The organism is Limnohabitans sp. TEGF004 (genome assembly GCF_027924965.1).
Taxonomy (GTDB): Bacteria; Pseudomonadota; Gammaproteobacteria; order Burkholderiales; family Burkholderiaceae_C; genus Limnohabitans.
Genome location: NZ_AP027056.1, coordinates 1925744 through 1951370, shown reverse-complemented (window position 1 = coordinate 1951370; position 25627 = coordinate 1925744). Strand labels below are relative to the sequence as shown.

The following is a 25627-nucleotide window of genomic DNA, read 5'->3' as shown; positions in this document are numbered from 1 at the left end:
GCTTTGAACACAAGCCAGAATTTTGTCCTTGATTTCATTTGGATTTCCAATGCCAAGCACTACATCTTTCTACAAAGTTGTTTGAAACACCCCCGAAAACGGCATAAATTCGTCAAAGTAGTTCGAAGTGGTAGAAAGTCAAATCCTTTGCTAGCCCTTATGTAGTCTAGGAAACCCAGAAGACAGACCATCAAACTCATAATCCTTTGGTCGACAGTTCAAGTCTGTCACGCCCTACCAAATATCTGTGATATACTTTCGGTTTTCCAGAGCGGCTGTAGCTCAGCTGGATAGAGTACTTGGCTACGAACCAAGGGGTCGTGGGTTCGATTCCTGCCAGCCGCACCAAATTGAACAAGGGTTTACATCTTCGGATGTAAACCCTTTTTCTTTTGCCCCGTTGATTCATCTACTTGCCTAAAATTTCTCTTATGAAAAATCATCTCGCTATTTTTTTGACGGCAATCGCAGCTGTTTTGTTGATCGGTTGTGCCGCGCCTGTGGCAAAACCCGCGTTTTATCCTAATGCGCATTACCAACGCATGGGCCCAGCTCAAGCCAATGCGGATGCTCAGTATTGCGCTGAGCTTGCACAGCAATCTCAGGTAACAGCTGTTAACAAGGTCGATGCTGGACGTTCTGCCGCCGCAGGTGCTGCAGGTGTGGGTACGGCAGGTGTTGTGGGCTCACTGCTCAGTGGCCACAAACCAGATCTGAAAAATATTGCTGCTGGCGCTGTAGCCATTGGTGCAGGTGGCGCTGCTGCTACGGCCGCGGGCCAGTCGGTGGGAGGAAGTGGCTTGTACCGCCAGTTCGTGCAGCAATGTTTGGCTGAACGCGGCTATCAAGTCATTGGCTGGCACTGAGCCATTCATTGAGCGGCAATGAGCAAAGCCTTCACGCGTGAGACCGATGGCGAGGACGACGACCTCGCCTTGCCACACTTGCCCGCGGGCAGTAAAAATTACATCACGCCACTTGGTTATGCCACGCTTCGTAATGAATTGTTTGAGTTGATTGACAACGAACGCCCACGCATTGTTGACATCGTGCATTGGGCCGCCAGCAATGGCGATCGATCTGAAAACGGCGACTACCTGTATGGCAAAAAGCGTTTGCGTGAGATTGACCGACGCATTCGCTTTCTGACCAAACGCCTAGAAATTGCCGAGGTCACCGACCCCAGCGCGCACCACGGCAGGGATCAAGTGTTTTTTGGTTGCACCGTTACCTATGTCGACGAAGCCAATGTCGAGCGCACTGTCACCATCATGGGCATTGACGAGGCCGATAGCCTGAAAGGCCAGGTCACGTGGGTGTCGCCGATTGCACGCGCTTTGCTCAAAGCGCGCGAAGGCGATGTGGTGAAGTTGGTCACGCCCGTGGGCGTGCAAGAGGTGGAAGTGGTCGAGGTGCGCTATCCCGCACCTGCGGTTGAAAAGACTTAGGCCAAGGCGATAGGTCGGCTACGCCTCTCGCCCCACGCCGGATACCACGCGTTGCGCTTGCAACACAGACGGTACACGGCGCAAATTCCCCAGCACCGTTTCCAAATGCGCCTTGTCGCGCACCGTGAAGAGAAAGCGCAAGTCGGTGGCTTCTTGGCCGCTGACCTCATCGGCCATCAACACGTGGGTGATGTCTGCTTCGGCACTGGTTATAGCCGAGGCTACGCGGGCCAGCACGCCTTTGCCGTTGCTGACCGTCACCACCACAGCCACTTCAAATGCGCGTGTCGGTTCTTCGGCCCATTCCACAGAGATGAAGCGTTCACTGTCTTTGTATTTCAAGCGTTGTGCCACGCCGCATTGGTCAGTGTGCACCACCAAGCCTTCGCCGCGGCCCAGATAGCCCACGATGGCATCGCCTGGCACCGGGCGGCAGCAGGTGGCGTATTGCACCGAAGCGTTTTCGCTGCCGTCGACCGTCACGCCGCCTTGCGACACGTTTTCGTGCGCGGTAAAGCGCTCGCGGCTCAACAGCAGAGCATCGGGCTTGTGGCCCATGTCTGACAACAAGGTCGCCAAGCGTTTGGCCACGATGCTCGCCACGCGTTTGCCCAGGCCGATGTCGGTTAACAACTCTGCCTTTGTTTTGCTGCCTGTGAAGTGCAACAGTTTTTCCCAAGTTTGCGCATGTTGTTCGTCTTGTGCTGGCAACGCTTCAATACCTTCAGCCCGCAACGCTTGGGCCAATAGTTTTTTCCCCAAACCTTCCGACTCTGAGTGAGCCATGCTCTTGAGGTGGTGGCGAATTTTTGAACGTGCACGGCCCGTACGCACAAAACCCAACCATGCCGGATTAGGCGAAGCCACCGCAGAGGTGACCACTTCCACAATGTCGCCATTGCGCAGCTCTGTGCGCAGTGGTACTTGCTCGCCATTGATTTTTCCAGCCATGGTGCGGTCGCCCACATCGCTGTGCACGGCATAAGCGAAGTCGACGATGGTTGCGCCGCGCGGCATCGCCATGATCTTACTTTTCGGCGTGAACACATACACCGCATCGGGGAACAGGTCGACTTTGACGTGGTCCCAAAACTCGGTAGCGTCGCGTGTTTCGTCTTGGATGTCCAGCAACGACTGCAGCCACTTGTTGCCCAAGTTGGCATTGGCTTCGGAGTTGGAGCCTTTGTCTTTGTAGAGCCAGTGTGCAGCCACGCCGGTTTCGGCCACCAAGTGCATGGCCTCGGTGCGCATTTGAAACTCCACGTTCAAGCCAGATGGCCCGACGATGGTGGTGTGCAACGATTGGTAGCCGTTGAGCTTGGCAATGGCAATGTGGTCTTTGAACTTGCCAGGTACGGGCTTGTACATCTGGTGCAACACGCCTAGGGCTGTGTAGCAGTCAATCACATCGGGCAGCACCAAGCGGAAGCCGTAAATGTCAGTCACCTGCGCAAAGCTCAGGTGTTTGCCATCCATTTTTTTATAAATCGAATACAGCGTTTTTTCGCGGCCCGAGATGTGCACCTTGAGACCTGCTTTGATAAAAGCGGCGTCGACTTCTTGCGCCACTTTTTCCATCAAATCGCGGCGGCGGTGGCGGGCTTTTTGAATGGCTTTGCTCAGCACTTTATGGCGCCATGGCCACAGGTGTTGAAACGCCAGTTCTTGCAGTTCGCGGTAGGTTTGGTTCAGGCCCAAACGGTGGGCGATGGGCGCGTAAATTTCCAGTGTTTCGTTCGAGATGCGGCCCCACTTGGCGCGGGGCATGTCGCCCATGGTGCGCATGTTGTGGCTACGGTCGGCCAGCTTGATGAGGATGACGCGCACATCGCGGGCCATGGCCAGCAGCATCTTGCGAAACGACTCAGCTTGGTTCTCTTCGCGGGTGTTGAACTCCAGCTTGTCGAGCTTAGTCAGGCCATCCACCAAATCGGCCACTTGAATGCCAAAGCGCTCGATCAAGTCGGTTTTGGTGATGCCGCAGTCTTCCATCGCGTCGTGCAGCAGCGCGGCCGACAGGGCTTGGGCATCGAGTTTCCAATCTGCGCATTGCGCAGCCACGGCAATGGGGTGAGTGATGTAAGGTTCGCCGCTGTTGCGCAGTTGGCCCAGATGGGCTTCGTCGGCATAGCGGTAAGCGCGGCGCACCATGTCTAAGCCTTCAGCATTGAGGTAGCTCAGTTTTTCAGTCAACGCAGCAAAGCTGGCCGCTGCCGCATTTGCTGCAGCCGCGCTTCCAGACAAGGAAGCAGGGGGCTTTAACGTGGATTGGGTAACGCTCATGTGGCTGACTTTACCCGCAATAAAAAAGCACCGCAGTGCGGTGCTTTTCATTTGGGGCTTACCCCGATTTAGCCGGGTACTTTTTTGAGCATTTCGATGCCGATTTGGCCAGCAGCAATTTCGCGCAAGGCGGTCACGCCTGGCTTGTTCTTGCTTTCGACCTTGGCAGTGTGGCCTTGGCTGAGCATGCGAGCGCGGTAAGTGGCGCACAGCACCAATTGAAAGCGGTTAGGGATTTGCTCGAGGCAATCTTCAACAGTGATGCGGGCCATGTGGATACTCCAGAATTCAGGTGATGTTCAGGGCTTGAAAGATCTCAGCCCGAGCCCGGCGCTGTGCCAGGTATTTGAGGCGCTGTGCATGAACGATCGCTTTCAGGTCGAACAGTGCCGTCTCAAACAATTCGTTGATTATAACGTAGTCAAATTCTTTGGCCTGTGCCATCTCGTCTGCGGCGTTTTGCAGGCGCAGGTCAATGATGTCAGGCGCGTCTTCGCCGCGGTTGTGCAGGCGAGACTTCAGTTCTTCCCAGCTGGGCGGTAAGATGAAGATCAGTACTGCGTTGGTAAACAGCTTTTTGACTTGAATCGCACCTTGGAAGTCGATTTCTAAAATCACGTCTGCGCCTTGGGCAATGCGGTCTTCAATCGCTTTGCGCGAGGTGCCGTAGCGTTGGCCGTGCACATTGGCCCATTCCAAAAACGCGTTGCCTTCAACCATTTGGTCAAACTCGGGCGGTGACACAAAGAAGTATTCGCGGCCATGCTTTTCTTGGCCACGTGGTTGGCGCGTGGTGTGCGACACGGAAGGGCGCACTTTGGCGTCTAGCTCCATCAAGGCTTTGACGAGGCTCGATTTGCCAGCCCCGCTGGGGGCCGCGACCACAAAGAGGTTGCCGGGGAAGTTGTCCATTATTCGATGTTCTGTACTTGTTCGCGGAGTTGTTCGATCAACACTTTCATGTCCACCGAAATACGGGTCATTTCCATGGTGGCCGACTTCGAGCCCAAGGTGTTGGCCTCGCGGTGCAGCTCTTGGATCAGGAAGTCCAAACGCTTGCCCACACCTTCGGCCTTGCCGCCTTTGGCCAGCAAGTCGTCCATCTCGTCAAAGTGCGACACCAAGCGGGTCAGCTCTTCGGCCACGTCAATGCGAATGGCAAACGAGGTGGCCTCAGTCAAAGCACGGTCTTGTGCGGCTTCGGGCAGGGCAGTGCCTTCGGTCAAGGCCATGGCTTCGCGCCAGCGCTCTAAAAACTTCAAGCGCTGTTGCTCTACCAGCTGGGGCACCAGCGGTGCGGCCTGTGTGGCCAGCACGCGCAGTTGGCCAATGCGCTCGCGCAGGGTTTGGGCCAGTCGTGCGCCTTCGCGTTCGCGGGCATCGCTCAGCTGGGTCAGGGTGGTTTGGGCCAGCTTCAGCAACGCAGGGCCAATGTCGGCGGGCGCGGCAGATTGGGCCGTGGCCAAGCGCAACACATCGGCCACCGACAGGCCGTTGGCCTTTGGTAAGTGAGCGTGTACCAGCTCTTGCAGGCCCAGCAGGCGTTGCAGCAGGGCAGGGGTGGGTTCGGAAAAGCCGGTGTCAGCCGTGCTTTCAATGTTGGCGCGCACTTCCACTTTGCCGCGCTTGAGGTGCTTGGTCACCAGCTCGCGCATGGCTGCCTCGTGCTGGCGCAGCTCTTCGGGCATCTTGAACGTCAGGTCCAGAAAGCGGCTGTTGACCGAGCGAATCTCTAGCCCCAAGCGCAGGGCTGGGCTGTTGGCGGTGTCTGAAGGTAGCTCGGTTTGCGCGCTGGCATAACCGGTCATGCTGTAAATGGGCATGGGGTGGCGTTTCGTATCAAAGGCTAGATTATCTCAGGCTCTCAGTTTCAGTTTTTTGACGCAGGGGTGGGGTATTCGGATTGGTCGACAATTAGTCTTTTACCGAACCGCTAGAAGCATTAAAAAATGACCACCACCTTGCCCGCCTCTCGCCACACCCGTGCGGCTGACCAATTGCGCCCTGTGCGCATCACCCGCAACTACACCATGCACGCCGAAGGCTCGGTGCTCATTGAGTTTGGCCACACCAAAGTGCTGTGTACCGCGTCGGTGGAAGAAAAAGTGCCTGGCCACAAAAAAGGTTCGGGCGAAGGCTGGGTCACTGCCGAATACGGCATGCTGCCCCGCGCAACCCACACCCGCAGCGACCGCGAAGCCGCACGCGGCAAGCAATCGGGCCGCACACAAGAAATTCAGCGCCTCATTGGCCGCTCGATGCGCGCTGTGTTTGACCTGAAGAAACTGGGCGAACGCACCATCCATTTGGACTGCGACGTGTTGCAAGCCGACGGCGGTACGCGCACCGCCAGCATCACCGGCGCATTTGTGGCCGCGCAAGACGCGGTTAACAAGCTCATTGCCGCAGGCAAGATTTCTGAGAGCCCTATCACCCAAGGCATTGCCGCTATTTCGGTGGGTATGTTGGGCGACTTGCCCTTGCTCGATTTGGAATACACCGAAGACTCTGGCTGCGACACCGACATGAACGTGGTCATGACCAGTGCTGGCCATTATGTGGAAGTGCAGGGCACTGCCGAAGGGCTGCCTTTCACCCGCGATCAAATGAACGCCTTGCTGGCCTTGGCCGAAAAAGGCGTGCGCGAACTCATCGCCATGCAGCAAGAAGCTCTTGCCTCTTAAACCATGATGCAAACCATGAAGCGAATCGTTCTGGCCTCTAACAACAAAGGCAAACTTGCCGAGCTGCAAGCCATGTTTGCGCCGCTGGGCGTCGAGCTGGTGCGCCAAGGCGATTTGCATATTGGCGAAGCCGAAGAGCCGTTTCACACCTTTGTTGAAAACGCCTTGGCCAAAGCCCGCCATGCCGCGCGTGAAAGCGGCTTGCCCGCTGTGGCCGACGATGCTGGTCTGTGCGTCGATGCTTTCGGCGGCCTGCCTGGCGTACAAACCGCGTACTACGCCACGCAGTTTGGCTACGAGAAAAGCGACGACAACAACGTGCGCGCCTTGCTAGAGCAAATGGCGAACGTGGACAACCGCCGCGCTGCTTTGGTTAGTAGCCTTGTGGCCGTGCGCCACCCTGACGACCCCGAGCCACTCATTGCCGTGGGCCGAGCGGTGGGTGAAATTACCCGTGCGCCTGTGGGCAGCAATGGCTTTGGGTTTGATCCCATCATGTTCATTCCGCGCTTTGGAAAAACCTTTGCCGAGCTGCCCATCGAGGTGAAAAACGCCAACAGCCACCGTGGCCAAGCCGCGCAGCAAATGTTGGCGCTCATGCGTGAGCGTTGGTTTTCATGACCCAAGACATCCAACACCTCATGCGCCCCGGTACGCTGTCGCTCAGCAGCTTGCCGCCGCTCTCGCTGTATGTGCATTTGCCGTGGTGCTTGAAGAAGTGCCCATACTGCGACTTCAACTCGCACGAGCTCACTAGCAGCGTGGGTGGCGAGCTGCCCGAGCAGCGCTACCTTGATGCCTTGTGCGCCGACCTAGAACACAGCCTGCCTCTCATCTGGGGCCGCACTGTGCACAGCATCTTCATTGGGGGCGGCACGCCCAGCTTGTTTTCGCCGGCTGCGATTGAGCGCCTCATCAGCGACATGCGCGCGCGCTTGCGCCTTGAGGCCGATTGCGAAATCACGCTAGAGGCCAATCCCGGCACGTTTGAAAAAGACCGCTTCCGCGCCTTCCGCGCCGCAGGTGTGACCCGCTTGTCGGTGGGCGTGCAAAGCTTTAACGACCAACACTTGCAAGCTTTGGGCCGCGTACACAATCGCGCCCAAGCCATTGCCGCAGTAGAAGAAGCGCGTGAAGCCTTTGACACCTTCAACCTCGACCTGATGTACGCCTTGCCCGGCCAAACTCTGGCGCAGTTGGACGAAGACCTTGACATGGCTTTGTCGCTCGCGCCTCCGCATTTGTCGGTGTACCACCTCACCATCGAGCCCAATACTGTGTTTGCTAAGTTCCCACCGCAAATACCGGAGGATGACGACGCCTACGCCATGCTCGACCGCATCACCGAGCGCACCGCCGCTGTGGGCCTGCACCGCTACGAAGTATCGGCCTACGCCAAAGACAACCACCGCTGCTGGCACAACACCAACTACTGGCAGTTTGGCGACTACCTAGGCATTGGCGCTGGCGCACACAGCAAACTCAGCTTTGCCCACCGCGTGCTGCGCCAAGTGCGCAACCGCGACCCGCGCCTGTTCATGGACCACGCGCTAGACACCAGCCGCGCAGACCGGGCCGTGGCCCAAAGCACCGAGGTGGCGCGTGCCGAGCTGCCGTTTGAATTCATGCTCAACGCCCTGCGCCTGCGCCACGGTTTTTCGTTGGCCGACTTCACCGACCGCACGGGCCTGCCCGTGACCGCCATTCAGGCTGCACTTGCAGAGGCTGAAGCCAAAGGCTTCATCACGCGCGACTTTCAGCGCGTGGTGCCCACCGAGCGCGGCTTTGATTTCTTGAGCGATTTGCAATCTTTGTTTTTGCCAGAGGCCTGAACCCGAAAAACAGGTCAAACTGCCATTACAATCTCGCCTGAAATTCAACAAGGAAGCGTGGCAGAGCGGTTGAATGCACCGGTCTTGAAAACCGGCGAGGGTGTGAGCCCTCCGTGAGTTCGAATCTCACCGCTTCCGCCAAATTTTAAAAAACCAACTCATTGCAGTTGGTTTTTTTATTTCTGCAGTTGCAGAAAACATAAAGGCAACCCGTGTTCAAAAATGTGATGATGTATCGAATCGGTGAGGGCTGGAGCCCAAGCCTTGAGCAAATCGAACAGGCGTTAGACGCCGAGCGTTTTGTGCCTTGCGGCGCAAGCCAAGAAAAAGAGATTGGCTGGGTCGAGCCTCGTGGCGAAGCACATGGCCCGCTGGTGGAGGCGGTGAGTGGCCAGCGCATTTTGAAGCTCAAGATCGAGACCAAAGGCGTTCCCGGCTCTATCGTCACACGCAAAGCCAAAGAGCGTAGCGCGGTGATTGAAGCCACTGAAGGCCGCAAGCCTGGCAAGAAGGAAATGAAGGAAATCAAAGAAGACGTGAAGATGTCTTTGATGCCCATGGCCTTCAGCAAAGAGTCGTCGATCCTTGTGTGGATCGACCCTGCCACCCACCTGATGGTGCTGGACGCTGGCAGCCAAGCCAAAGCGGACGAGGTGGTGACGATGCTCATCAAATCATTCGCCGGTTTGAGCTTGACCTTGATCAACACACAAATGTCACCGCAGTCGGCCATGGCTTCATGGTTGATCACGCAAGAGTCGCCCGCTGCATTCAGCGTGGACCGTGAGTGCGAGCTAAAGGCCGCTGATGAGTCGAAGTCAGTGGTGCGCTATGTGCGCCACCCGCTCGATACCGACGAGGTGAAGCAGCACGTCGAAGGCGGCAAGCTGCCCACGCGTTTGGCTCTGACGTGGGAGGGACGTGTGTCGTTCTCGTTGACCGAGGCGATGCAGCTCAAAAAGGTGACCTTCTTAGATGTGGTGTTTGAAGCCACCTCCACCGAAAAAGACGAAGGCTTTGATGCCGACGTGGCCATTGCCACAGGCGAGTTAAGCAAGTTGTTGCCCGACTTGTTAGAGGCTTTGGGCGGCGAGATGGCGCTGGGCTAAACGCGAGCGGTGTGTGATGCGAATTAACCTTGTCACCCCATTTGCCGAGAAGGACGCGGCCAAGGCGCTAGGTGCGCGTTGGGACGCGACCAAAAAGTGCTGGTACATCGTGGACGTTGATGACCTGACGCCGTTCATGCGTTGGATTCCTAACCTCGACGCCGCAAAAGATACAGGGGCTGCAGCACCTGCAAGCCCCAAAGCAAGCGCCAAGGCCGCGGTGGTGAAGACTAAGCCACCCGTGGCTTCTAAACCCGCCGTAGAGATGCCGCATTGCGGCTGCCCAGTATTGCCGTGGGAAGACTGCGAGCACTCACTGGCGAAGCGCTAAAAACGCGTTGAAGCAAGCGAGGGTGGTTGCGCTTTTCAGTCTGTAATCAGCTCAGCGTTCAAGCGGCGTGCGCGTGGGTCCACGTAGTAGCCACCAAACTCGGTGTAGCGCAGCGCGTGTTGCTGGCATTTGCCGCATGCATGCACATCGCAACGGTTGTACGGGAAAAACTTCAAGGCCACAGGCGCATCGGCTGATTCGTAGCGCGTGCCATTCGGGTGCTGTTCTTCAAACGTAGGTTCATACACATCGGGGTCGCGCAGGGTAGCGACGTGGGTCATCTGCTGCGCGGGCCACACGGCTTCGCTCACGCTCTCCCAGCCTGCGCAATGTTGCAGGCTGCATTGGCAGGGCGTGTGGGGTGTGTCGGCCAGTTGGCGCAGGGCCTCGGGCGTATTTAAAAACGGTACAGAACTCATAGCGGCAGAGCCTACCACTGCGTTGATGTGTGAAAGCTCCAAAAACAAAAAAGCCCTGCAGTGCAGGGCTTTTTGCTGTCGCGCACGAGTCGCGACTGGGTTGGGTGCAATTACTTGCGCTTGGCCAATGCTTCAACGTTGCGGTGTGCATCGCCAGTGAACAACTGACGTGGACGGCCGATTTTGTACTCGGGGTCGCTGATCATTTCGTTCAACTGAGCAATCCAGCCCACAGTGCGTGCCAAGGCGAAGATGCCGGTGAACAAGTTCACTGGAATGCCGATGGCGCGTTGCACGATGCCAGAGTAGAAGTCGACGTTGGGGTAGAGCTTGCGGCTGACGAAGTATTCGTCTTCCAAAGCGATCTTTTCCAAGGCCTTGGCCAACTTGAACAAGGGGTCGTTCTCGAGGCCGAGTTCTTTCAACACTTCGTCGCAAGTTTCTTGCATCAACTTGGCGCGTGGGTCATAGTTTTTGTAAACGCGGTGACCGAAGCCCATGAGCTTGACGCCAGAGTTCTTGTCCTTGACCAGTTCCATGAACTCGCCGACTTTAGAAATGCCACCCATTTTTTGGATGTCTTCCAACATGTTCAAGCAAGCTTCGTTGGCGCCGCCGTGTGCTGGGCCCCACAAGCAAGCCACGCCTGCAGCGATGGCTGCGAATGGGTTAGTGCCTGAAGAACCGCACAAACGCACAGTCGATGTAGAAGCGTTTTGCTCGTGGTCTGCGTGCAATGTGAAGATGCGGTCCATGGCGCGCTCGAGCACGGGGTTGACCACGTATTCTTCGGTGGGTGTACCGAACATCATGCGCAAGAAGTTACCTGCGTAGCTCAGGTTGTTCTGTGGGTACATGTAAGGCTGGCCTACGCCGTATTTGTAGGCCATGGCCACGAGCGTTGGCATCTTGGCAATCAAGCGGATCGCTGCGATTTCGCGGTGCTCTGGGTTGTTGATGTCTGTGCTGTCGTGATAGAACGCAGACAAAGCGCCGACCAAGCCAGTCAACACAGCCATGGGGTGTGCATCACGGCGGAAGCCACGCAAGAAGAATTGCATTTGCTCGTTGACCATGGTGTGGTTGGTCACGGTTTTTTCGAATTCAGCTTTTTGTGCAGCGTTAGGCAGTTCGCCTTTCAGCAACAAGAAGCAAGTTTCGAGGTAGTCGCAGTTGGTGGCGAGTTGTTCGATGGGGTAGCCGCGGTACAGCAACTCACCTTTGTCGCCGTCGATGTACGTGATGGCTGATTGGCAAGACGCAGTTGACAAGAAGCCTGGGTCATACGTGAACATGCCAGTTTGGCCGTACAACTTACGGATGTCGATCACGTCTGGACCCACGCTGCCGCTGTAGACGGGCATGTCGATGCTGGGGCTGCCGTTGCTGAACGACAGAGTGGCTTTGTTATCTGCAAGTTTCATGATTCTTCCTAAATGTCTTTTTAAAGCGGTGTTCGGTTCAGTCTCTCAACATACTCAGCACTTCACGTGCTTCTTCTGTCAGGGGCTTTTCTGGCAAGTCTTTGCGTTTCAAAAAAATGTCGAGCAAATCGTTGTCAGACAAGTCCATCAACTCATACATGCCTCTGGCATGGCCCACCGTTAAGCGAGATTCATGCCGCTCAAAGAACTTTTTGATGAACAAATCGTTCTCGAGTAGGCCGCGCCGGCTGCGCCAGTGCAATTTGCTGAGGGCCCGTTCGCCAAGCGCTTGCTTGCCGTCTAAACCATCCAGCGTCGGATCACCCACAGAGGTGTCGCGAAATAGTGCGTCCACGTCCATGTTGGTGCTCCGTGTGATGTGGTCGTGCCTTAGACGGCGCGACGCACCATCAATTCTTTGATCTTGCCGATGGCCTTGGTGGGGTTCAAACCCTTGGGGCACACGTCGACGCAGTTCATGATGGTGTGGCAACGGAACAGACGGTAGGGGTCTTCCAAGTTGTCCAAACGACCAGCGGTGTCTTGGTCGCGGCTATCGGCAATGAAGCGATAAGCTTGCAACAAACCAGCGGGGCCCACGAACTTGTCGGGGTTCCACCAGAACGAGGGACAGCTGGTGGAGCAGCTGGCGCACAAGATGCACTCGTACAAACCGTTCAACTCGTCACGCTCTTCGGGCGACTGCAGGCGCTCTTTGTCAGGCACCTGTGTGTCGTTGACCAAGTAAGGCTTGATGGAGTGGTATTGCTTGAAGAACTGGGTCATATCCACGATCAAGTCGCGGATGACAGGCAAACCTGGCAGAGGCTTCAACACGATCACGCCGGGGAGGGTGCGCATGTTGGTCAAGCAGGCCAAGCCGTTTTTGCCGTTGATGTTCATTGCGTCTGAACCGCACACGCCTTCACGGCATGAGCGACGGAACGAAATGGTGGGGTCGACGGCTTTGAGCTTCATCAAAGCATCCAAGAGCATGCGCTCATTGCCATCCAATTCGACCTCGATGGTCTGCATGTATGGCTTGGCGTCGGTGTCTGGGTCGTAGCGATAGATTTGGAACGTGCGTTTTGTCATGGTGTTTACCTGATCAGAAAGTACGGGTCTGCAGCGGGATGCTGTCGACAGTCAAAGGCTTCATTTGCACGGGCTTGTAAGTCAGCTTGTTGCCTTCTTTGTGCCACAGGGTGTGCTTGTGCCAGTCTTGGTCGTTACGGCCGTTTGGATGCTCGGGCGTGTCGCCGTAGTCGTTGACTGTGTGAGCGCCGCGGCTTTCGTGACGAGCAGCAGCAGAAACCATCGTGGCTTGTGCGGCTTCGATCAAGTTTTCAACTTCCAAGGCTTCGATGCGTGCGGTGTTGAAAACTTTGGAGTTGTCTTTCAAACCAATGTTGTTTACGCGCTCGCGCAGGGCTGCGATTTGCTTCACGCCTTCGTCCATCAACGCCTGTGTGCGGAACACGCTGGCGTGTGACTGCATGGCATCACGGATGTCGTTGGCCACGTCTTGTGCATATTCGCCAGTTTGGTTGGCTTCCAAACGAGCCAAACGAGCCAAGGTCACGTCAGCCGCGTTGGCTGGCAGAGGCTTGTGCTCTTTGTTCTTTTGGTTGAATTCAACAATGTGGTTACCAGCTGCGCGGCCGAACACCAACAAGTCGAGCAAGGAGTTGGTGCCCAAGCGGTTAGCGCCGTGCACTGACACGCAAGAGCATTCACCCACAGCGTACAAACCATTCACCACAACGCTTTCGTTGTTGGCGTTTTGCGTCACAACTTGGCCGTTGATGTTGGTGGGGATGCCGCCCATTTGGTAATGGATGGTGGGGATCACTGGGATTGGCTCTTTGGTGATGTCGACGTTGGCAAAGTTGTGGCCAATTTCGAACACCGAAGGCAAACGCTTCATGATGGTGTCAGCACCCAAGTGGGTCATGTCGAGGTTGATGTAGTCCTTGTTGGGACCGCAGCCGCGACCTTCTTTGATCTCTTGGTCCATGCAGCGTGACACGTAGTCGCGTGGGGCCAAGTCTTTGTAGGCGGGGGCATAACGCTCCATGAAGCGCTCGCCATTGCAGTTGCGCAAAATCGCGCCTTCGCCACGGCAGCCTTCGGTCAACAACACGCCAGCACCGGCCACGCCAGTGGGGTGGAATTGCCAGAATTCCATGTCTTCGAGTGGGATGCCAGCGCGTGCTGCCATGCCGAGGCCGTCGCCGGTGTTGATGAACGCGTTGGTCGAAGCAGCAAAAATGCGGCCTGCACCACCGGTGGCCAACAACACGGTTTTTGCTTCCATGATGTAGAGCTCGCCAGTTTCCATCTCGAGGGCGGTCACGCCGACCACATCACCTGCGTCATCGCGGATCAGGTCGAGGGCCATCCACTCCACGAAGAAGCTGGTTTTGGCTTTGACGTTTTGTTGGTACAGCGTGTGCAACATGGCGTGACCGGTACGGTCAGCCGCAGCACAAGCGCGCTCCACAGCCTTTTCGCCGTAGTTGGCGGTGTGGCCGCCGAAGGGGCGTTGGTAAATGGTGCCGTCTGGGTTGCGGTCGAAAGGCATGCCCATGTGTTCCAAGTCGTAAACGACTTTGGGGGCTTCACGGCACATGTATTCAATCGCGTCTTGGTCGCCGAGCCAGTCGGAGCCTTTGACGGTGTCATAGAAGTGGTAGTGCCAGTTGTCTTCGTTCATGTTGCCCAAAGACGCGCCAATGCCGCCTTGAGCAGCCACGGTGTGTGAACGTGTGGGGAACACTTTGGACAACACGGCCACGTTCAAACCTGCGCGAGCAAGTTGCAACGATGCGCGCATGCCAGAGCCGCCGGCTCCGACGATGACCACATCAAATTTACGACGTGGGATAGAGCTTTTAACTGTCATGACTTAGAGCCTCCAGAGAACCTGAATGGCCCAGCCGAGGCAAGACACCAGCCAGACCAAAGTGAATACTTGCAGAACCAAACGCAAACCCACGGGTTTGACGTAGTCCATCCAAATGTCGCGCATGCCGACCCACACGTGCAGGGACAAGGCGATGAAGACTGAGAAGGTCAAGGCCTTCATGAACTGACCACTGAAAATGGCAGCCCATTTGTCATAGCTGATGTCGCCGCTGGTCAACAACACTTGGCCTAAGACGGCCAAGGTGAATAAAACCATCAAGACAGCGGTGACGCGCTGAGCGAGCCAGTCGCGTAGACCATAGTGCGCGCCCACGACGACGCGTTTGGAACCGTAATTCACGGACATGTTGAAGCTCCTAGAAAATCAGTAAAGGCCAAACAGCTTGGCGCCCAAGGCTGCGGTCAGGCTCAAGCTCAAGACCAGAGTGGCGATGGCTGAAGACTTGCCGAACTCTTTGCTCACAGCGTGGCAAACGTCCATGTAGACGTGGCGCACACCTGCGATCGCGTGATGCAAATAAGCCCAGATCAGGCCCAGCACCACAACCTTGACCAACACAGCAGGCACAAAGCCCAGACCGACGTTGAACGCGGCGCTGAATTTGGCAAAGGAAATTTCAGACGACACCGAAGTGTCAAACATCCAAACGAGGAGTGGTAACAACAAAAACATGATCAAACCGCTGATGCGGTGCAAGATCGATACGATGCCAGCCGCTGGAAGGCGGTACGAAGGCAGGTCGGTCAAGGCGTTGATGTTGCGGAACTCAGGCCGCTTTTTGGCAAGCTGGGTCATGTGGGCTCTTTCTTCGGGTTTATCTGTATGTCAAAGCAACTTTAAATTCTATTTCACTTCACCAAACTGACATGAGGGTTTCACGCCTGTCAGCTCAAAGCATTACGGTAGTGATGCGTGTCAGTTCGGTAAAGGCCGCGGCGCAGTTCCATGGGGGTGTCGTTGTAGGTGTAAGCCACGCGCTCCACGCTCAGAAGCGGCGTGGCTGCGTCAACCTTGAGCAGTTCGGCTTGCTCGGCATCAGGGTTGACAGCGCGGATGTTTTCATCGGCGCGCACCATGCGCACGCCAAACTCGGTTTCAAACAGCGCATACATCGGGCCGCTGTAATTACTTAAGCGTTCGGCGGTGAGTCCTTTGAACGGTGCGCCAGGCAGCCACAGCTCTTCCAAAATGGTGGGCACGCCCGCATAAGCCAGCACGCGACGCACTTGCAGCACGGGGTCGCCGCTGCGTAGGCTGAGCGCGCGGGCCACGTCGGCACTGGCGCGCAGGCGCTTGCAGTCGATGATGGTGCGTTCGGCTGGGCCTTCGCTCTGGGTGTCACCGTTGTCGGGCTGAAGCTTTAAGAAGCGGTATTGCACATGCTGCTCGGCATGGGTGGCCACGAAGGTGCCTTTGCCTTGGCGGCGCACCACCAGGTTTTCGGCAGCCAACTCATCAATGGCTTTGCGCACCGTGCCTTGGCTGACGCGAAAGCGGGCTGCTAGGTCCATCTCGCTGGGGATGGCTTCGCCTGGCTTCCACTCGCCCGACTGCAGGCTTTGCAAAATCAATCCTTTGATTTGCTGATACAGCGGGCTGAAGGCGGGTGTGAGGCCGGGCGCGCCCAAAGCATCGCTGCCCGCATACGGCGGGTTGGCGATGGTTGCAAAAGTGGGCGCGGAGTTGGTGGCCATTTTTTATTGGTTTGGCGCGTGTGCGTCAGTTCTTTGTCAAGCTCGTATCATATCTTCTATAAGACATAAGACAGACGGTTTGCCCGATTTCGCGGGTAAACTCTGCCCATAATCTTTTTTTAATCACTACTTGGAGTTTTCCCCATGAGCAAGAAGCCTGTTCGCGTTGCCGTCACTGGTGCAGCTGGTCAAATTGGTTACGCACTGTTGTTCCGTATCGCCTCTGGCGAAATGTTGGGCAAAGACCAACCCGTCATCTTGCAATTGTTGGAAGTGCCTGTTGAAGGCCCACAAAAAGCCCTGCGCGGCGTGATGATGGAACTCGAAGATTGCGCGTTCCCTCTGTTGGTCGGAATGGAAGCTCACGGCGACCCAATGACTGCATTCAAAGACGTCGACTACGCTTTGTTGGTCGGTTCACGTCCACGTGGCCCAGGCATGGAGCGCGCTGAATTGCTCGCCATCAACGGCGCGATCTTCACGGCTCAAGGCAAGGCTTTGAACGCTGTGGCTTCTCGCGACGTGAAAGTTTTGGTGGTCGGCAACCCCGCCAACACCAACGCTTACATCGCCATGAAGGCAGCGCCTGACCTCAAGCCAGGCAACTTCACTGCCATGCTGCGTTTGGACCACAACCGTGCTGCGTCTCAAATCGCTGCCAAGACTGGCAAAGCAGTGGCCGACATCGAAAAATTGTGCGTGTGGGGCAACCACTCTCCAACGATGTACGCTGACTACCGCTTCGCCACCATCAAGGGCGAGTCTGTCAAGACCATGATCAACGACCAAGAGTGGAACGCCAACGTGTTCTTGCCAACCGTTGGCAAGCGCGGCGCCGCCATCATTGATGCACGCGGTTTGTCTTCTGCTGCTTCTGCTGCCAACGCTGCCATCGACCACATGCGCGATTGGGCTCTGGGTACCAACGGCAAGTGGGTGACCATGGGTATTCCATCACAAGGCTGGTACGGCATTCCAAAAGACGTCATGTTCGGTTTCCCCGTGACCTGCGAAAACGGCCAATACAAAGTGGTCGAAGGTTTGGAAATCGACGCATTCAGCCAATCTTGCATCGACAAGACTCTGAAAGAGTTGACTGACGAGCAAGCTGGCGTTGCCCACTTGATCTAATTCTCAACAGAGAACTAGAGTGAGCCATCCGCGCGACGTTCTGTTGGGTTCGCAAGCAGGTAGCGTTCAGCTACCCGTTTGTGACCACTACAGCGGTGTCGAAGCGCGGATGCGCAAAAGCTTGCAGCTGCAAGCCGAAATGACGCAAGAGTTTGGAACCTGCGTCTTTGATGTGACCCTTGATTGTGAAGACGGTGCCCCCGTGGGCGGCGAGGCAGAGCATGCCGCGCTGGTCACCGAGTTGGCATTGAGTGCCGCACCCGAAGCCCGTGTGGCTGTGCGTGTGCACCCCGTGGATCACCCCAGTTTTCAAGCAGACATGGCCACCATTGGGGCACAAGCTGCCCACCGCTTGACGCACATCATGGTGCCCAAGGTTGAGTCAGTGGCCGATGTGCAACTGGCCGAACAAGCCTTGGCTCAAGCGGGCGCCAAGAATTTGGCCTTGCATGGGTTGATTGAGTCTCCCGCTGCGGTGCACCGCGCGTTTGACATTGCCGCGCATCCGCGCGTGCAGTCGCTCAGTTTTGGTTTGATGGACTTTGTGTCGGCTCACGGTGGTGCGATTCCTGCACACGGTATGGGGGCACAAGGTCAATTCACCCACCCGCTGGTGGTGCGTGCCAAGCTGGAGATTGCCAGTGCCTGCCATGCCCACGGCAAAGTGCCCTCGCACTGTGTGGTGACCGAATTCAACGACACCGCCGCCATGCGCGCTGCAGCCCAGCGTGCTGCGCACGAATTTGGCTACACCCGCATGTGGAGCATTCACCCCGCGCAAATTCGCCCCATTCTTGAGGCCATGGCCCCAGATGCCGCCGCCATTGAAGTGGCCAGCGAAATTGTGTTGGCTGCGCGTGCTGCTCAGTGGGCGCCCATCAGCCACAAAGGTCAGTTGCATGACCGCGCGAGTTACCGCTTCTTTTGGCAAGTGTTGGAACGCGCGCACAGCACGGGCTGTAGCCTTCCAGCTGAAGTCCAGTTATTCTTCAAGGATTAACAGGAGATGGCTATGCACAAGATGATTGCAATGTTGGCTTTTGCTTTGGCAAGCACGTCTTGGGCTGCAGAGCCTGCCAAGGCTCAAGCGAGTGCGCCTGTTAAATCGCCGGTCAAAGCTCAACCCGCCAAGCCCGCTGCAGTGAAACAAGCCGCAGTCAAGGCTAAGCCAGCAGCGCCTAAATACTATTACGTCAGAGCGACGCCTTTGGTTGCGTTGCCGATTGCCGCGGCGGCTGCACCTGTTGCTGCCCCCCAAGTGCAAACGGCTACGCCTGAAGTGGGCGAGGTCCACACGGGGCGCATGATGTGTGAGTTGGGTAACTCGGTCACCGTCACGCCAGACCCGCAACTTGCCTCGCGCTTCATCGTGCAGATGAAGAAAAACACGTACTACATGACGCCCGTGGAAACCACCACCGGCGCCGTGCGATTAGAAGATGCGCAAGCTGGCGCAATGTGGCTGCAGCTGCCCAACAAGTCGATGTTGATGAACAGCAAGTTGGGTCAGCGTATGGCCGATGAGTGCCAAAGCGATCACCAAACAGTTGTTGCACATCGCATGAAGCTAGACCCGCCGCCTAGCTTGCTGGATGCGTCCACCCTTGCCAAGAAATAACCCTTTTAATTTTTGATTTGATAGACCGGAGAAAACCATGTTGAAAGCCTACCGTGAACACGTAGCCGAGCGCGCAGCGCTGGGTATCCCTCCCTTGCCATTGGACGCTAAGCAAACGGCTGAATTGATCGAGTTGATCAAAGCCCCCGCTGCAGGCGAAGAAGCGTTTTTGATGGACTTGTTGACGCACCGCGTGCCACCAGGTGTGGACGATGCTGCCAAAGTCAAAGCTTCATTCTTGGCTGCTGTGGCTCACGGTGAAGTCAAGGTTGGCTTGATCTCCAAGTCCAAAGCCACCGAGCTGTTGGGCACCATGGTGGGTGGCTACAACGTGCACCCCCTTATCGAATTGCTCGACGACGCTGAAGTTGCCGCTGTGTCCGCTGAAGCTTTGAAGAAAACATTGTTGATGTTTGACTTCTTCAACGACGTCGCTGAAAAAGCCAAGGCCGGTAACGCCAAAGCCAAAGAAGTCATGCAAAGCTGGGCCGATGGCGAGTGGTTCACCACACGTCCTGAAGTCGAAAAGAAAATCACCGTCACCGTGTTCAAGGTGCCCGGCGAGACCAACACCGACGACTTGTCTCCAGCGCCTGACGCATGGAGCCGTCCAGACATTCCATTGCACTACTTGGCAATGTTGAAAAACACCCGCGAAGGCGCAGCGTTCAAGCCTGAAGAAGATGGCAAGCGCGGCCCTATGCAATTTGTTGAAGACCTGAAGAAAAAAGGCCATTTGGTTGCCTACGTGGGCGACGTGGTGGGTACAGGTTCTAGCCGTAAGTCGGCCACCAACAGCGTGATCTGGGCGACAGGCCAAGACATCCCATTCGTGCCAAACAAGCGTTTCGGCGGTGTGACTTTGGGCGGCAAAATTGCCCCCATCTTCTTCAATACCCAAGAAGACTCTGGCGCATTGCCTATCGAAGTGGACGTGACCCAACTCGAAATGGGTGACGTTATCGACATCTTGCCCTACGACGGCAAGATCGTGAAAAACGGCGCTACCGTGACTGAGTTCAAACTCAAGAGCGATGTGTTGTTTGACGAAGTGCGCGCCGGTGGCCGTATCAACTTGATCATCGGTCGCAGCTTGACTGCCAAGGCTCGCGAGTTCTTGAACTTGCCAGCCTCTACCTTGTTCCGTTTGCCCACAGCGCCTATCGCGACCAAAGCCGGTTTCACATTGGCTCAGAAGATGGTCGGTCGTGCGGTTGGTTTGCCAGAAGGCCAAGGCGTTCGCCCCGGCACATATTGCGAACCCAAGATGACGACCGTGGGTTCACAAGACACCACAGGCCCGATGACACGCGACGAGTTGAAAGACTTGGCCTGCTTGGGCTTCTCTGCTGACATGGTCATGCAATCGTTCTGCCACACAGCGGCTTACCCCAAGTCAGTGGACGTCAAAACACACCGCGAATTGCCAGCGTTCATCAGCAACCGTGGCGGCGTGGCTTTGCGTCCAGGCGACGGTGTGATTCACTCTTGGTTGAACCGTTTGTTGTTGCCTGACACCGTCGGTACTGGTGGTGACTCTCACACACGTTTCCCCATCGGTATCAGCTTCCCGGCTGGTTCTGGCTTGGTGGCTTTCGGTGCGGCCACAGGCGTGATGCCTTTGGATATGCCTGAGTCCATTTTGGTTCGCTTCAAAGGCGAAATGCAACCAGGCGTGACATTGCGCGACTTGGTACACGCCATTCCTTTGTATGCGATCAAGCAAGGTTTGTTGACTGTTGCCAAGGCTGGCAAGATCAACGAATTCTCTGGTCGCATCTTGGAAATCGAAGGCTTACCAAACCTCAAAGTGGAACAAGCGTTTGAATTGTCTGACGCGTCTGCCGAGCGTTCTGCTGCTGGTTGCTCGATCAAACTCAACAAAGAGCCAGTGGCTGAGTACCTCAAGTCCAACGTGGTTCTGATGAAGAACATGATTGCTGATGGCTACGCTGACGCACGCACTTTGGCTCGTCGCATTGAGAAGGTTGAAGCATGGTTGGCTGCGCCAACTCTGCTCGAAGCCGACAAAGATGCTGAGTACGCACACATCATCGAAATCGATTTGGCCGACATCAAAGAGCCCATCGTGTGCTGTCCGAACGACCCAGATGACGCCAAGTTCTTGTCTGAAGTTGCTGGCACTCACATCGACGAAGCCTTCATCGGTTCTTGCATGACCAACATCGGTCACTTCCGCGCAGCTGCCAAGTTGCTCGGCGGCCAACGTGACATCCCTGTCAAGTTGTGGGTGGCACCTCCAACGAAGATGGACGAGAGCGAGCTGATCAAAGAAGGTCACTACGCTGCATTCGGCACAGCCGGCGCACGCACTGAAATGCCAGGCTGCTCGTTGTGCATGGGTAACCAAGCGCAAGTGCGTGAAGGCGCGACTGTGGTGTCTACCTCCACACGTAACTTCCCCAACCGTTTGGGTAAGAACACCAACGTGTACTTGGCTTCTGCCGAGTTGGCTGCCATCACCTCGAAGATGGGTAAGTTCCCAACCGTGGCCGAATACCACGCTGCAATGGGCGTGGTGAACAGCGACGGCGCAGCCATCTACAAGTACTTGAACTTCAACCAGATCGACGAGTACGTTGAAACTGCCAAGGGCGTGACAGCGTAAGCTGCCTGCGTCTTCACCCAGCACTTCGGTGCTTGGGTTACAAAACTAAACCCCGCAAAGCTCGCGAGCCTTGCGGGGTTTAGTTTTTGAGCAGATGCGGCTTAGAACATGCGAGCCAACAAACCACCTTCAACAGGACCATCGACAGGAATCCACACGTGCGTGGGGCTGCCTGCAGCCACGTCAATCGACGCACCGTTTTTGTCTTTCATCTGCTCAAGCTTCACCTTGCGGTTGCCGCTGGGGTGAATGATTTCGATGGTGTCGCCGACTGAGAATTTGTTTTTGGTTTCGATTTCAGCCCAGCCGTCAGCCACAGCACGCACCTCGCCCACAAACTGGCTGCGGTGAGCGATGGAGTGACCGGTTTCGTAGTTTTGGTAGTCGTTGGCAGGGCGGCGGTCCATCAAGCCTGCGGTGTAGCCGCGGTTGGCCAAGCCTTCGAGTTCGGTGATGAGCTCGGGGTTGAACGGGCGGCCCGCCACGGCATCGTCAATCGCGCGGCGGTACACCTGTGCGGTGCGGCTCACGTAGTACAAGCTCTTGGTGCGGCCCTCAATCTTGAGTGAGTCCACGCCGATTTTGGTTAGGCGCTCCACGTATTCCACAGCACGCAAGTCTTTGCTGTTCATGATGTAGGTGCCGTGCTCGTCTTCCATGATGGGCATGAGCTGACCGGGACGGCCTTTTTCTTCGAGCAAGTAAATGTTGTCGGCGGCGGGGTGGCGTTCACCATTGCCGCACGAAGAAAAGCTGGACTCTGCTTCTTGCTGTGACTTGGCAAAGTCAAAGTCGCCTTGCATAGCAACAGCCATGGCTTCGCCGGTGTTGGGGTCGGTGGCGCTGGCTTGTGTGCCGTACTCCCAGCGACAGGCGTTAGTGCAAGTGCCTTGGTTGGGGTCGCGGCGGTTGAAATAGCCCGACAGCAAGCAGCGCCCTGAGTAGGCAATGCACAACGCGCCGTGCACGAACACTTCGAGTTCCATGTCAGGGCACTCTTGGCGGATTTTTTCAATCTCATCAAAGCTAAGCTCGCGCGACAAGATGATGCGCTTCACGCCCACGTTTTGCCAAAACTTCACAGCCGCCCAGTTGACGGTGTTGGCTTGTACCGAGAGGTGAATGTCCACCTCGGGCCACTTTTCGCGCACCATCATGATGAGGCCAGGGTCGGCCATGATGAGGGCGTCGGGCTTCATCGCGATGATGGGTTCGATGTCACGTATATAGGTGCGCACCTTGTCGTTGTGCGGCAGCAAGTTGCTGGTCAAAAAGAATTTTTTGCCACGTGCATGGGCTTCGGCAATGCCGATACCAATTTGTTCCAAGCGGAACTCGTTGTTGCGCGCGCGCAAGCTGTAACGGGGTTGGCCGGCATACACGGCATCAGCGCCGAAGTCATAAGCGGCTCGCATTTTGTCGAGCGAACCTGCAGGCAACAGGAGCTCGGGGGCTTTGAGTGTGGTCATAGAGGTGTGCTGCTTACAGGGCAGCTAAAAAATCATTCAGGGTCGATTTTCGCATCCCGCACGACTTTTGCCCAACGTGGGGCTTCTGCTTTGATGAGTGCCGCAAATTGCTCGGGCGTGCCGCCACCCACTTCATTGCCTTGGCTCAAGATTTTTTCTTTCACCTCAGCGGTTTGTAGTGCTTGGTTGCACACCGTGTTGAGCTGTTTGACCAGTTCGGGGGACATCCCTTTGGGGCCAATCAGGCCTTGCCAGTTGAGTACTTCAACTTCAGGGAAGCCTTGTTCGGCCATCGTCGGCAAGTTGGGCAACAAGGGCGAGCGTTTTTTGCTGGTGATGGCCAATGCGCGCATGCGGCCACCTTGGATGGAGGGCATGGCGGCATACATCTGTTCAAACATCATGTGAACTTGGCCGCCCATCAAATCGGTGGCCGCTGCAGAGCCGCTTTTGTAGGGGGCATGAATCATGTCGATGCCGGCCGCGTGCTCAAACAAAGCACCGCTCAAATGGTGCGAGCCACCAATGCCGCCCGAGCCGTAGCTGAGTTTGCCGGGCGATGCTTTGGCGGCGGCCACGAGGTCTTTGACCGTCTTGTACGGCGAGTCGTTGCGCACCATCAAGATGAGGGGACCGCGCTCAATCAGGCAAATGGGGGTGAGGTCGTTCAGCGGGTCGAAGTTGAGCTTTTTGAACAAGGCCTGGTTGACAGCCAAGGGCGCGAAGTTGCCCATGCCCAAGGTGTAGCCATCGGGCTTGCCGCGAGCAATGGCTTCGGTGCCAATGTTGCCGCCAGCGCCCGCCTTATTGTCAATGATGATGGGCTGGCCCAAGAGGGTGCCCATGGCTTTGGCCACTTGGCGTGAGCGGCTGTCGGCGTTGCCGCCTGCCGCATAGGGGCAGATCCAAGTGATGGTTTTGCTCGGGTATTTATCTTGAGCCAAGACGGATGTAGATACAAGGCCTAAGCCCGCTGTCGCTTTTAGCAATTGACGACGTTGCATGTCGAAGTCTCCTTGGTATTAAAGATTTCATTCATCATAGGCGGACCCGCGCCGTATTGAGGTGATGCAGACATAGCACAATCACGTATATGAATCGAAATGTGTTGATTGCAGGGGGCGGTATTGCAGGCATGGCCACAGGCTTTGCGCTAGCCCGTGCAGGAGGACAAGCTGCAGTAATTGAGCGTGCGCCTGAGTTCTCAGAGGTCGGGGCTGGCGTGCAGCTGGGACCCAACGTGACGCGCATTTTGCAAGCGTGGGGTTTGGGTGACGCACTCAAACACGTCGCCGCATTTCCTGCGGGCTTGCAGGCCCGCAGCATGAACACGGGTGAGGTACTCGCGATCTTGCCTTTGAAAGACGCGGTGAGCACTTACGGCGCACCGTACGTCACCCTCCATCGCGCTGATTTGCATGGTTTGTTGTTGCAGGCGGCTGTGCGCGAAGGCGTGCAAGTGCACCGTGACGCGGCGGTGCAACGCGTCGACCAAACGCCTGATGCCGTCATGTTGGATGTAATGCAACACGCGCAGCTTCAACACCATCACGCTGCCATGGCGGTGGTCGCCGATGGCGTGTGGAGTCCCTTGCGCCAACAGTTGCTGGGCGATGGCTTGCCCGCTTTCACAGGTCATGTGGCTTACCGCACATTGGTGGCGCAAGCCGACTTGCCTGTGCATTTGCGCAGCCAAGATGTGTCGGTATGGATGGGCGAAAAAGCCCATGTGGTGAGCTACCCTGTGCGCGGCGGTGAATACCTGAACATCGTGTGTTTGGCTGAAGGCCGTTTGTTGGACCACGATGCCAACAATCTCACAGCCTTACAAACATGGAATGCGCAGAAGTCAGAGGCGCAAACGTTGGCCGAGTTGCACCATGCCTTGCGCGGCGCCTGTGCGCCGTTGACTGATTTGATGGCGGCTTGCAGCGATTGGCGTTTGTGGCCCTTGTGCGGCAGACCCGCTATGCAAGGTGCGCACGAACATGTGCAAGGGCGTATCGCTTTGGTGGGTGATGCCGCGCACCCCATGCTGCCGTACTTGGCTCAAGGTGCGGGCATGGCGATCGAGGACGCCTCTGAACTGGCTGTGCAGTTGGGCCAAGTCGCCGCAGAAGGTGTGCCGCAGCGATTGCAAGCGTTTGCCCAAGCCCGCTGGGAGCGCAATGCACGTGTACAAGAAAGGGCGGTGCGCAATGGCCAAATTTTTCATGCGCAAGGGCCGATGCGCGTGGGGCGTGACATGGGCTTGCGCCTGATGGGCGCGCGTTTGATGGATGTGCCGTGGCTGTACGGCTATGGCCGCAGCTAAGCGGGCTTAGTCGAGCGCCGACAAGCCTTGGCGCATGCGTGCACGTTGGCAAGCATCACTGCCTTCTTCAAACTCTCGGCAAGGGGAGGGACGCCATTCGTAAATGCCGCAGGTAGCTTTCTCGCCCACTTTGCCACTCAGCGCTGCGCAGCGTGGTGGCGAGTAATCGGTGCCGCGCATGCGGCACATCGTGGCGGTGAGTTCTTGGCCCAAGCCTGTAGGTACACAGCCGCCGTGCGTGTCCATTTCTTCCACGCTGAAATCCACCCGAAAACTGGCGCAGCAAGCGCCGCAGCTGGTGCAGGCCGACATG

Annotated in this window: 27 protein-coding genes and 2 tRNA genes; 14 read left to right on the top strand and 15 right to left on the bottom strand. The window is 56.6% G+C overall.

The annotated features are described in order from the left end of the window. The first annotated feature begins 271 nt into the window (after positions 1–271). The 3 genes from LINBF2_RS09395 to greB all read left to right on the top strand — a co-directional run bounded on the left by LINBF2_RS09395 (position 272) and on the right by greB (position 1448). Positions 272–348, top strand: a tRNA-Arg gene (locus tag LINBF2_RS09395). Between the two features lie 83 nt (positions 349–431). After that, complete coding sequence (locus LINBF2_RS09390) at positions 432–866, top strand: glycine zipper family protein (protein ID WP_281888400.1); 435 nt, start codon at positions 432–434, stop codon at positions 864–866. Positions 867–884: 18 nt separating this feature from the next. After that, complete coding sequence (greB, locus tag LINBF2_RS09385) at positions 885–1448, top strand: transcription elongation factor GreB (RefSeq protein ID WP_281888398.1); 564 nt, start codon at positions 885–887, stop codon at positions 1446–1448. 18 nt (positions 1449–1466) lie between these two features. Here the strand turns inward: greB and LINBF2_RS09380 are convergent, their stop codons facing one another. The 4 genes from LINBF2_RS09380 to LINBF2_RS09365 form a co-directional block, all read right to left on the bottom strand. Continuing rightward, positions 1467–3731: a bifunctional (p)ppGpp synthetase/guanosine-3',5'-bis(diphosphate) 3'-pyrophosphohydrolase gene (locus LINBF2_RS09380; protein WP_281888396.1), complete on the bottom strand. Its 2265-nt coding sequence runs from the start codon at positions 3729–3731 to the stop codon at positions 1467–1469. 68 nt (positions 3732–3799) lie between these two features. Beyond that, the gene (gene rpoZ / locus LINBF2_RS09375; RefSeq protein ID WP_104801046.1) at positions 3800–4003 is read right to left on the bottom strand and encodes a DNA-directed RNA polymerase subunit omega; all 204 of its coding nucleotides are present in this window, start codon (positions 4001–4003) and stop codon (positions 3800–3802) included. A 16-nt stretch (positions 4004–4019) separates the two neighbouring features. Further along, complete coding sequence (gene gmk / locus LINBF2_RS09370; RefSeq protein ID WP_281888393.1) at positions 4020–4643, bottom strand: guanylate kinase; 624 nt, start codon at positions 4641–4643, stop codon at positions 4020–4022. After that, positions 4643–5554 carry a YicC/YloC family endoribonuclease gene (locus LINBF2_RS09365; protein ID WP_281888391.1) on the bottom strand — a complete coding sequence of 304 codons (912 nt, stop codon included), beginning with the start codon at positions 5552–5554 and terminating at the stop codon, positions 4643–4645. The genes gmk and LINBF2_RS09365 overlap by 1 nt, the downstream gene beginning before the upstream one ends. A gap of 126 nt (positions 5555–5680) precedes the next feature. Between LINBF2_RS09365 and rph the strand changes: the two genes are divergently transcribed. The 6 genes from rph (at position 5681) to LINBF2_RS09335 (ending at position 9687) form a co-directional block, all read left to right on the top strand. Further along, positions 5681–6415 (top strand): ribonuclease PH, encoded by a 735-nt coding sequence (gene rph / locus LINBF2_RS09360; protein ID WP_281888389.1) that lies wholly within the window; start codon positions 5681–5683, stop codon positions 6413–6415. A gap of 15 nt (positions 6416–6430) precedes the next feature. Further along, a complete protein-coding gene (gene rdgB / locus LINBF2_RS09355) occupies positions 6431–7036 on the top strand; it encodes an RdgB/HAM1 family non-canonical purine NTP pyrophosphatase (protein WP_281888387.1) in 606 nt (201 codons plus the stop codon). Further along, complete coding sequence (gene hemW / locus LINBF2_RS09350) at positions 7033–8247, top strand: radical SAM family heme chaperone HemW (RefSeq protein ID WP_281888385.1); 1215 nt, start codon at positions 7033–7035, stop codon at positions 8245–8247. Before rdgB ends, hemW begins: the two co-directional genes overlap by 4 nt. A gap of 51 nt (positions 8248–8298) precedes the next feature. After that, a tRNA-Ser gene (locus LINBF2_RS09345) sits at positions 8299–8388 on the top strand. Between the two features lie 71 nt (positions 8389–8459). Next, positions 8460–9356 carry a recombination-associated protein RdgC gene (locus LINBF2_RS09340; RefSeq protein ID WP_281888383.1) on the top strand — a complete coding sequence of 299 codons (897 nt, stop codon included), beginning with the start codon at positions 8460–8462 and terminating at the stop codon, positions 9354–9356. Positions 9357–9372: 16 nt separating this feature from the next. Beyond that, positions 9373–9687 carry a DUF5710 domain-containing protein gene (locus tag LINBF2_RS09335; RefSeq protein WP_281888381.1) on the top strand — a complete coding sequence of 105 codons (315 nt, stop codon included), beginning with the start codon at positions 9373–9375 and terminating at the stop codon, positions 9685–9687. A gap of 35 nt (positions 9688–9722) precedes the next feature. Here the strand turns inward: LINBF2_RS09335 and LINBF2_RS09330 are convergent, their stop codons facing one another. The 8 genes from LINBF2_RS09330 to LINBF2_RS09295 all read right to left on the bottom strand — a co-directional run bounded on the left by LINBF2_RS09330 (position 9723) and on the right by LINBF2_RS09295 (position 16153). Beyond that, positions 9723–10106, bottom strand: coding sequence for a hypothetical protein (locus LINBF2_RS09330; RefSeq protein ID WP_281888380.1), 384 nt, complete (start codon positions 10104–10106; stop codon positions 9723–9725). A gap of 110 nt (positions 10107–10216) precedes the next feature. Then, positions 10217–11530, bottom strand: coding sequence for a citrate synthase (locus LINBF2_RS09325; RefSeq protein ID WP_281888378.1), 1314 nt, complete (start codon positions 11528–11530; stop codon positions 10217–10219). Positions 11531–11567: 37 nt separating this feature from the next. Beyond that, positions 11568–11891 carry a succinate dehydrogenase assembly factor 2 gene (locus LINBF2_RS09320; RefSeq protein WP_281888376.1) on the bottom strand — a complete coding sequence of 108 codons (324 nt, stop codon included), beginning with the start codon at positions 11889–11891 and terminating at the stop codon, positions 11568–11570. Between the two features lie 29 nt (positions 11892–11920). Continuing rightward, positions 11921–12625: a succinate dehydrogenase iron-sulfur subunit gene (locus LINBF2_RS09315; protein ID WP_104801037.1), complete on the bottom strand. Its 705-nt coding sequence runs from the start codon at positions 12623–12625 to the stop codon at positions 11921–11923. 13 nt (positions 12626–12638) lie between these two features. Continuing rightward, complete coding sequence (gene sdhA / locus LINBF2_RS09310; RefSeq protein WP_281888373.1) at positions 12639–14435, bottom strand: succinate dehydrogenase flavoprotein subunit; 1797 nt, start codon at positions 14433–14435, stop codon at positions 12639–12641. Between the two features lie 3 nt (positions 14436–14438). Beyond that, complete coding sequence (sdhD, locus tag LINBF2_RS09305; protein WP_104801035.1) at positions 14439–14804, bottom strand: succinate dehydrogenase, hydrophobic membrane anchor protein; 366 nt, start codon at positions 14802–14804, stop codon at positions 14439–14441. An 18-nt stretch (positions 14805–14822) separates the two neighbouring features. Then, on the bottom strand, positions 14823–15254 hold the full coding sequence (sdhC, locus tag LINBF2_RS09300; protein WP_104801034.1) for a succinate dehydrogenase, cytochrome b556 subunit: 432 nt from the start codon (positions 15252–15254) through the stop codon (positions 14823–14825). 89 nt (positions 15255–15343) lie between these two features. After that, the gene (locus LINBF2_RS09295; RefSeq protein ID WP_281888370.1) at positions 15344–16153 is read right to left on the bottom strand and encodes a GntR family transcriptional regulator; all 810 of its coding nucleotides are present in this window, start codon (positions 16151–16153) and stop codon (positions 15344–15346) included. 144 nt (positions 16154–16297) lie between these two features. Here LINBF2_RS09295 and LINBF2_RS09290 point away from each other — a divergent pair, with 144 nt between their 5' ends. The 4 genes from LINBF2_RS09290 to acnB are packed head-to-tail and all read left to right on the top strand — an operon-like array spanning position 16298 to position 21531. Continuing rightward, the gene (locus LINBF2_RS09290) at positions 16298–17284 is read left to right on the top strand and encodes a malate dehydrogenase (RefSeq protein ID WP_104801032.1); all 987 of its coding nucleotides are present in this window, start codon (positions 16298–16300) and stop codon (positions 17282–17284) included. Between the two features lie 19 nt (positions 17285–17303). Next, positions 17304–18284 (top strand): aldolase/citrate lyase family protein, encoded by a 981-nt coding sequence (locus tag LINBF2_RS09285; RefSeq protein WP_104801031.1) that lies wholly within the window; start codon positions 17304–17306, stop codon positions 18282–18284. Between the two features lie 12 nt (positions 18285–18296). Next, positions 18297–18902 carry a hypothetical protein gene (locus LINBF2_RS09280; protein ID WP_236658001.1) on the top strand — a complete coding sequence of 202 codons (606 nt, stop codon included), beginning with the start codon at positions 18297–18299 and terminating at the stop codon, positions 18900–18902. 37 nt (positions 18903–18939) lie between these two features. Further along, a complete protein-coding gene (acnB, locus tag LINBF2_RS09275) occupies positions 18940–21531 on the top strand; it encodes a bifunctional aconitate hydratase 2/2-methylisocitrate dehydratase (protein ID WP_104801029.1) in 2592 nt (863 codons plus the stop codon). A gap of 101 nt (positions 21532–21632) precedes the next feature. Here the strand turns inward: acnB and yegQ are convergent, their stop codons facing one another. Together yegQ and LINBF2_RS09265 are read right to left on the bottom strand one after the other, a co-directional pair. After that, positions 21633–23000, bottom strand: a complete 1368-nt coding sequence (gene yegQ / locus LINBF2_RS09270) for a tRNA 5-hydroxyuridine modification protein YegQ (protein WP_104801028.1) — start codon at positions 22998–23000, stop codon at positions 21633–21635. 32 nt (positions 23001–23032) lie between these two features. After that, positions 23033–24004, bottom strand: a complete 972-nt coding sequence (locus LINBF2_RS09265; RefSeq protein WP_281888364.1) for a tripartite tricarboxylate transporter substrate binding protein — start codon at positions 24002–24004, stop codon at positions 23033–23035. 89 nt (positions 24005–24093) lie between these two features. Between LINBF2_RS09265 and LINBF2_RS09260 the strand changes: the two genes are divergently transcribed. Next, positions 24094–25314 carry an FAD-dependent monooxygenase gene (locus tag LINBF2_RS09260; RefSeq protein WP_104801026.1) on the top strand — a complete coding sequence of 407 codons (1221 nt, stop codon included), beginning with the start codon at positions 24094–24096 and terminating at the stop codon, positions 25312–25314. A 6-nt stretch (positions 25315–25320) separates the two neighbouring features. Here the strand turns inward: LINBF2_RS09260 and LINBF2_RS09255 are convergent, their stop codons facing one another. After that, complete coding sequence (locus LINBF2_RS09255; RefSeq protein WP_281888362.1) at positions 25321–25626, bottom strand: YkgJ family cysteine cluster protein; 306 nt, start codon at positions 25624–25626, stop codon at positions 25321–25323. Position 25627: the final 1 nt, after the last annotated feature.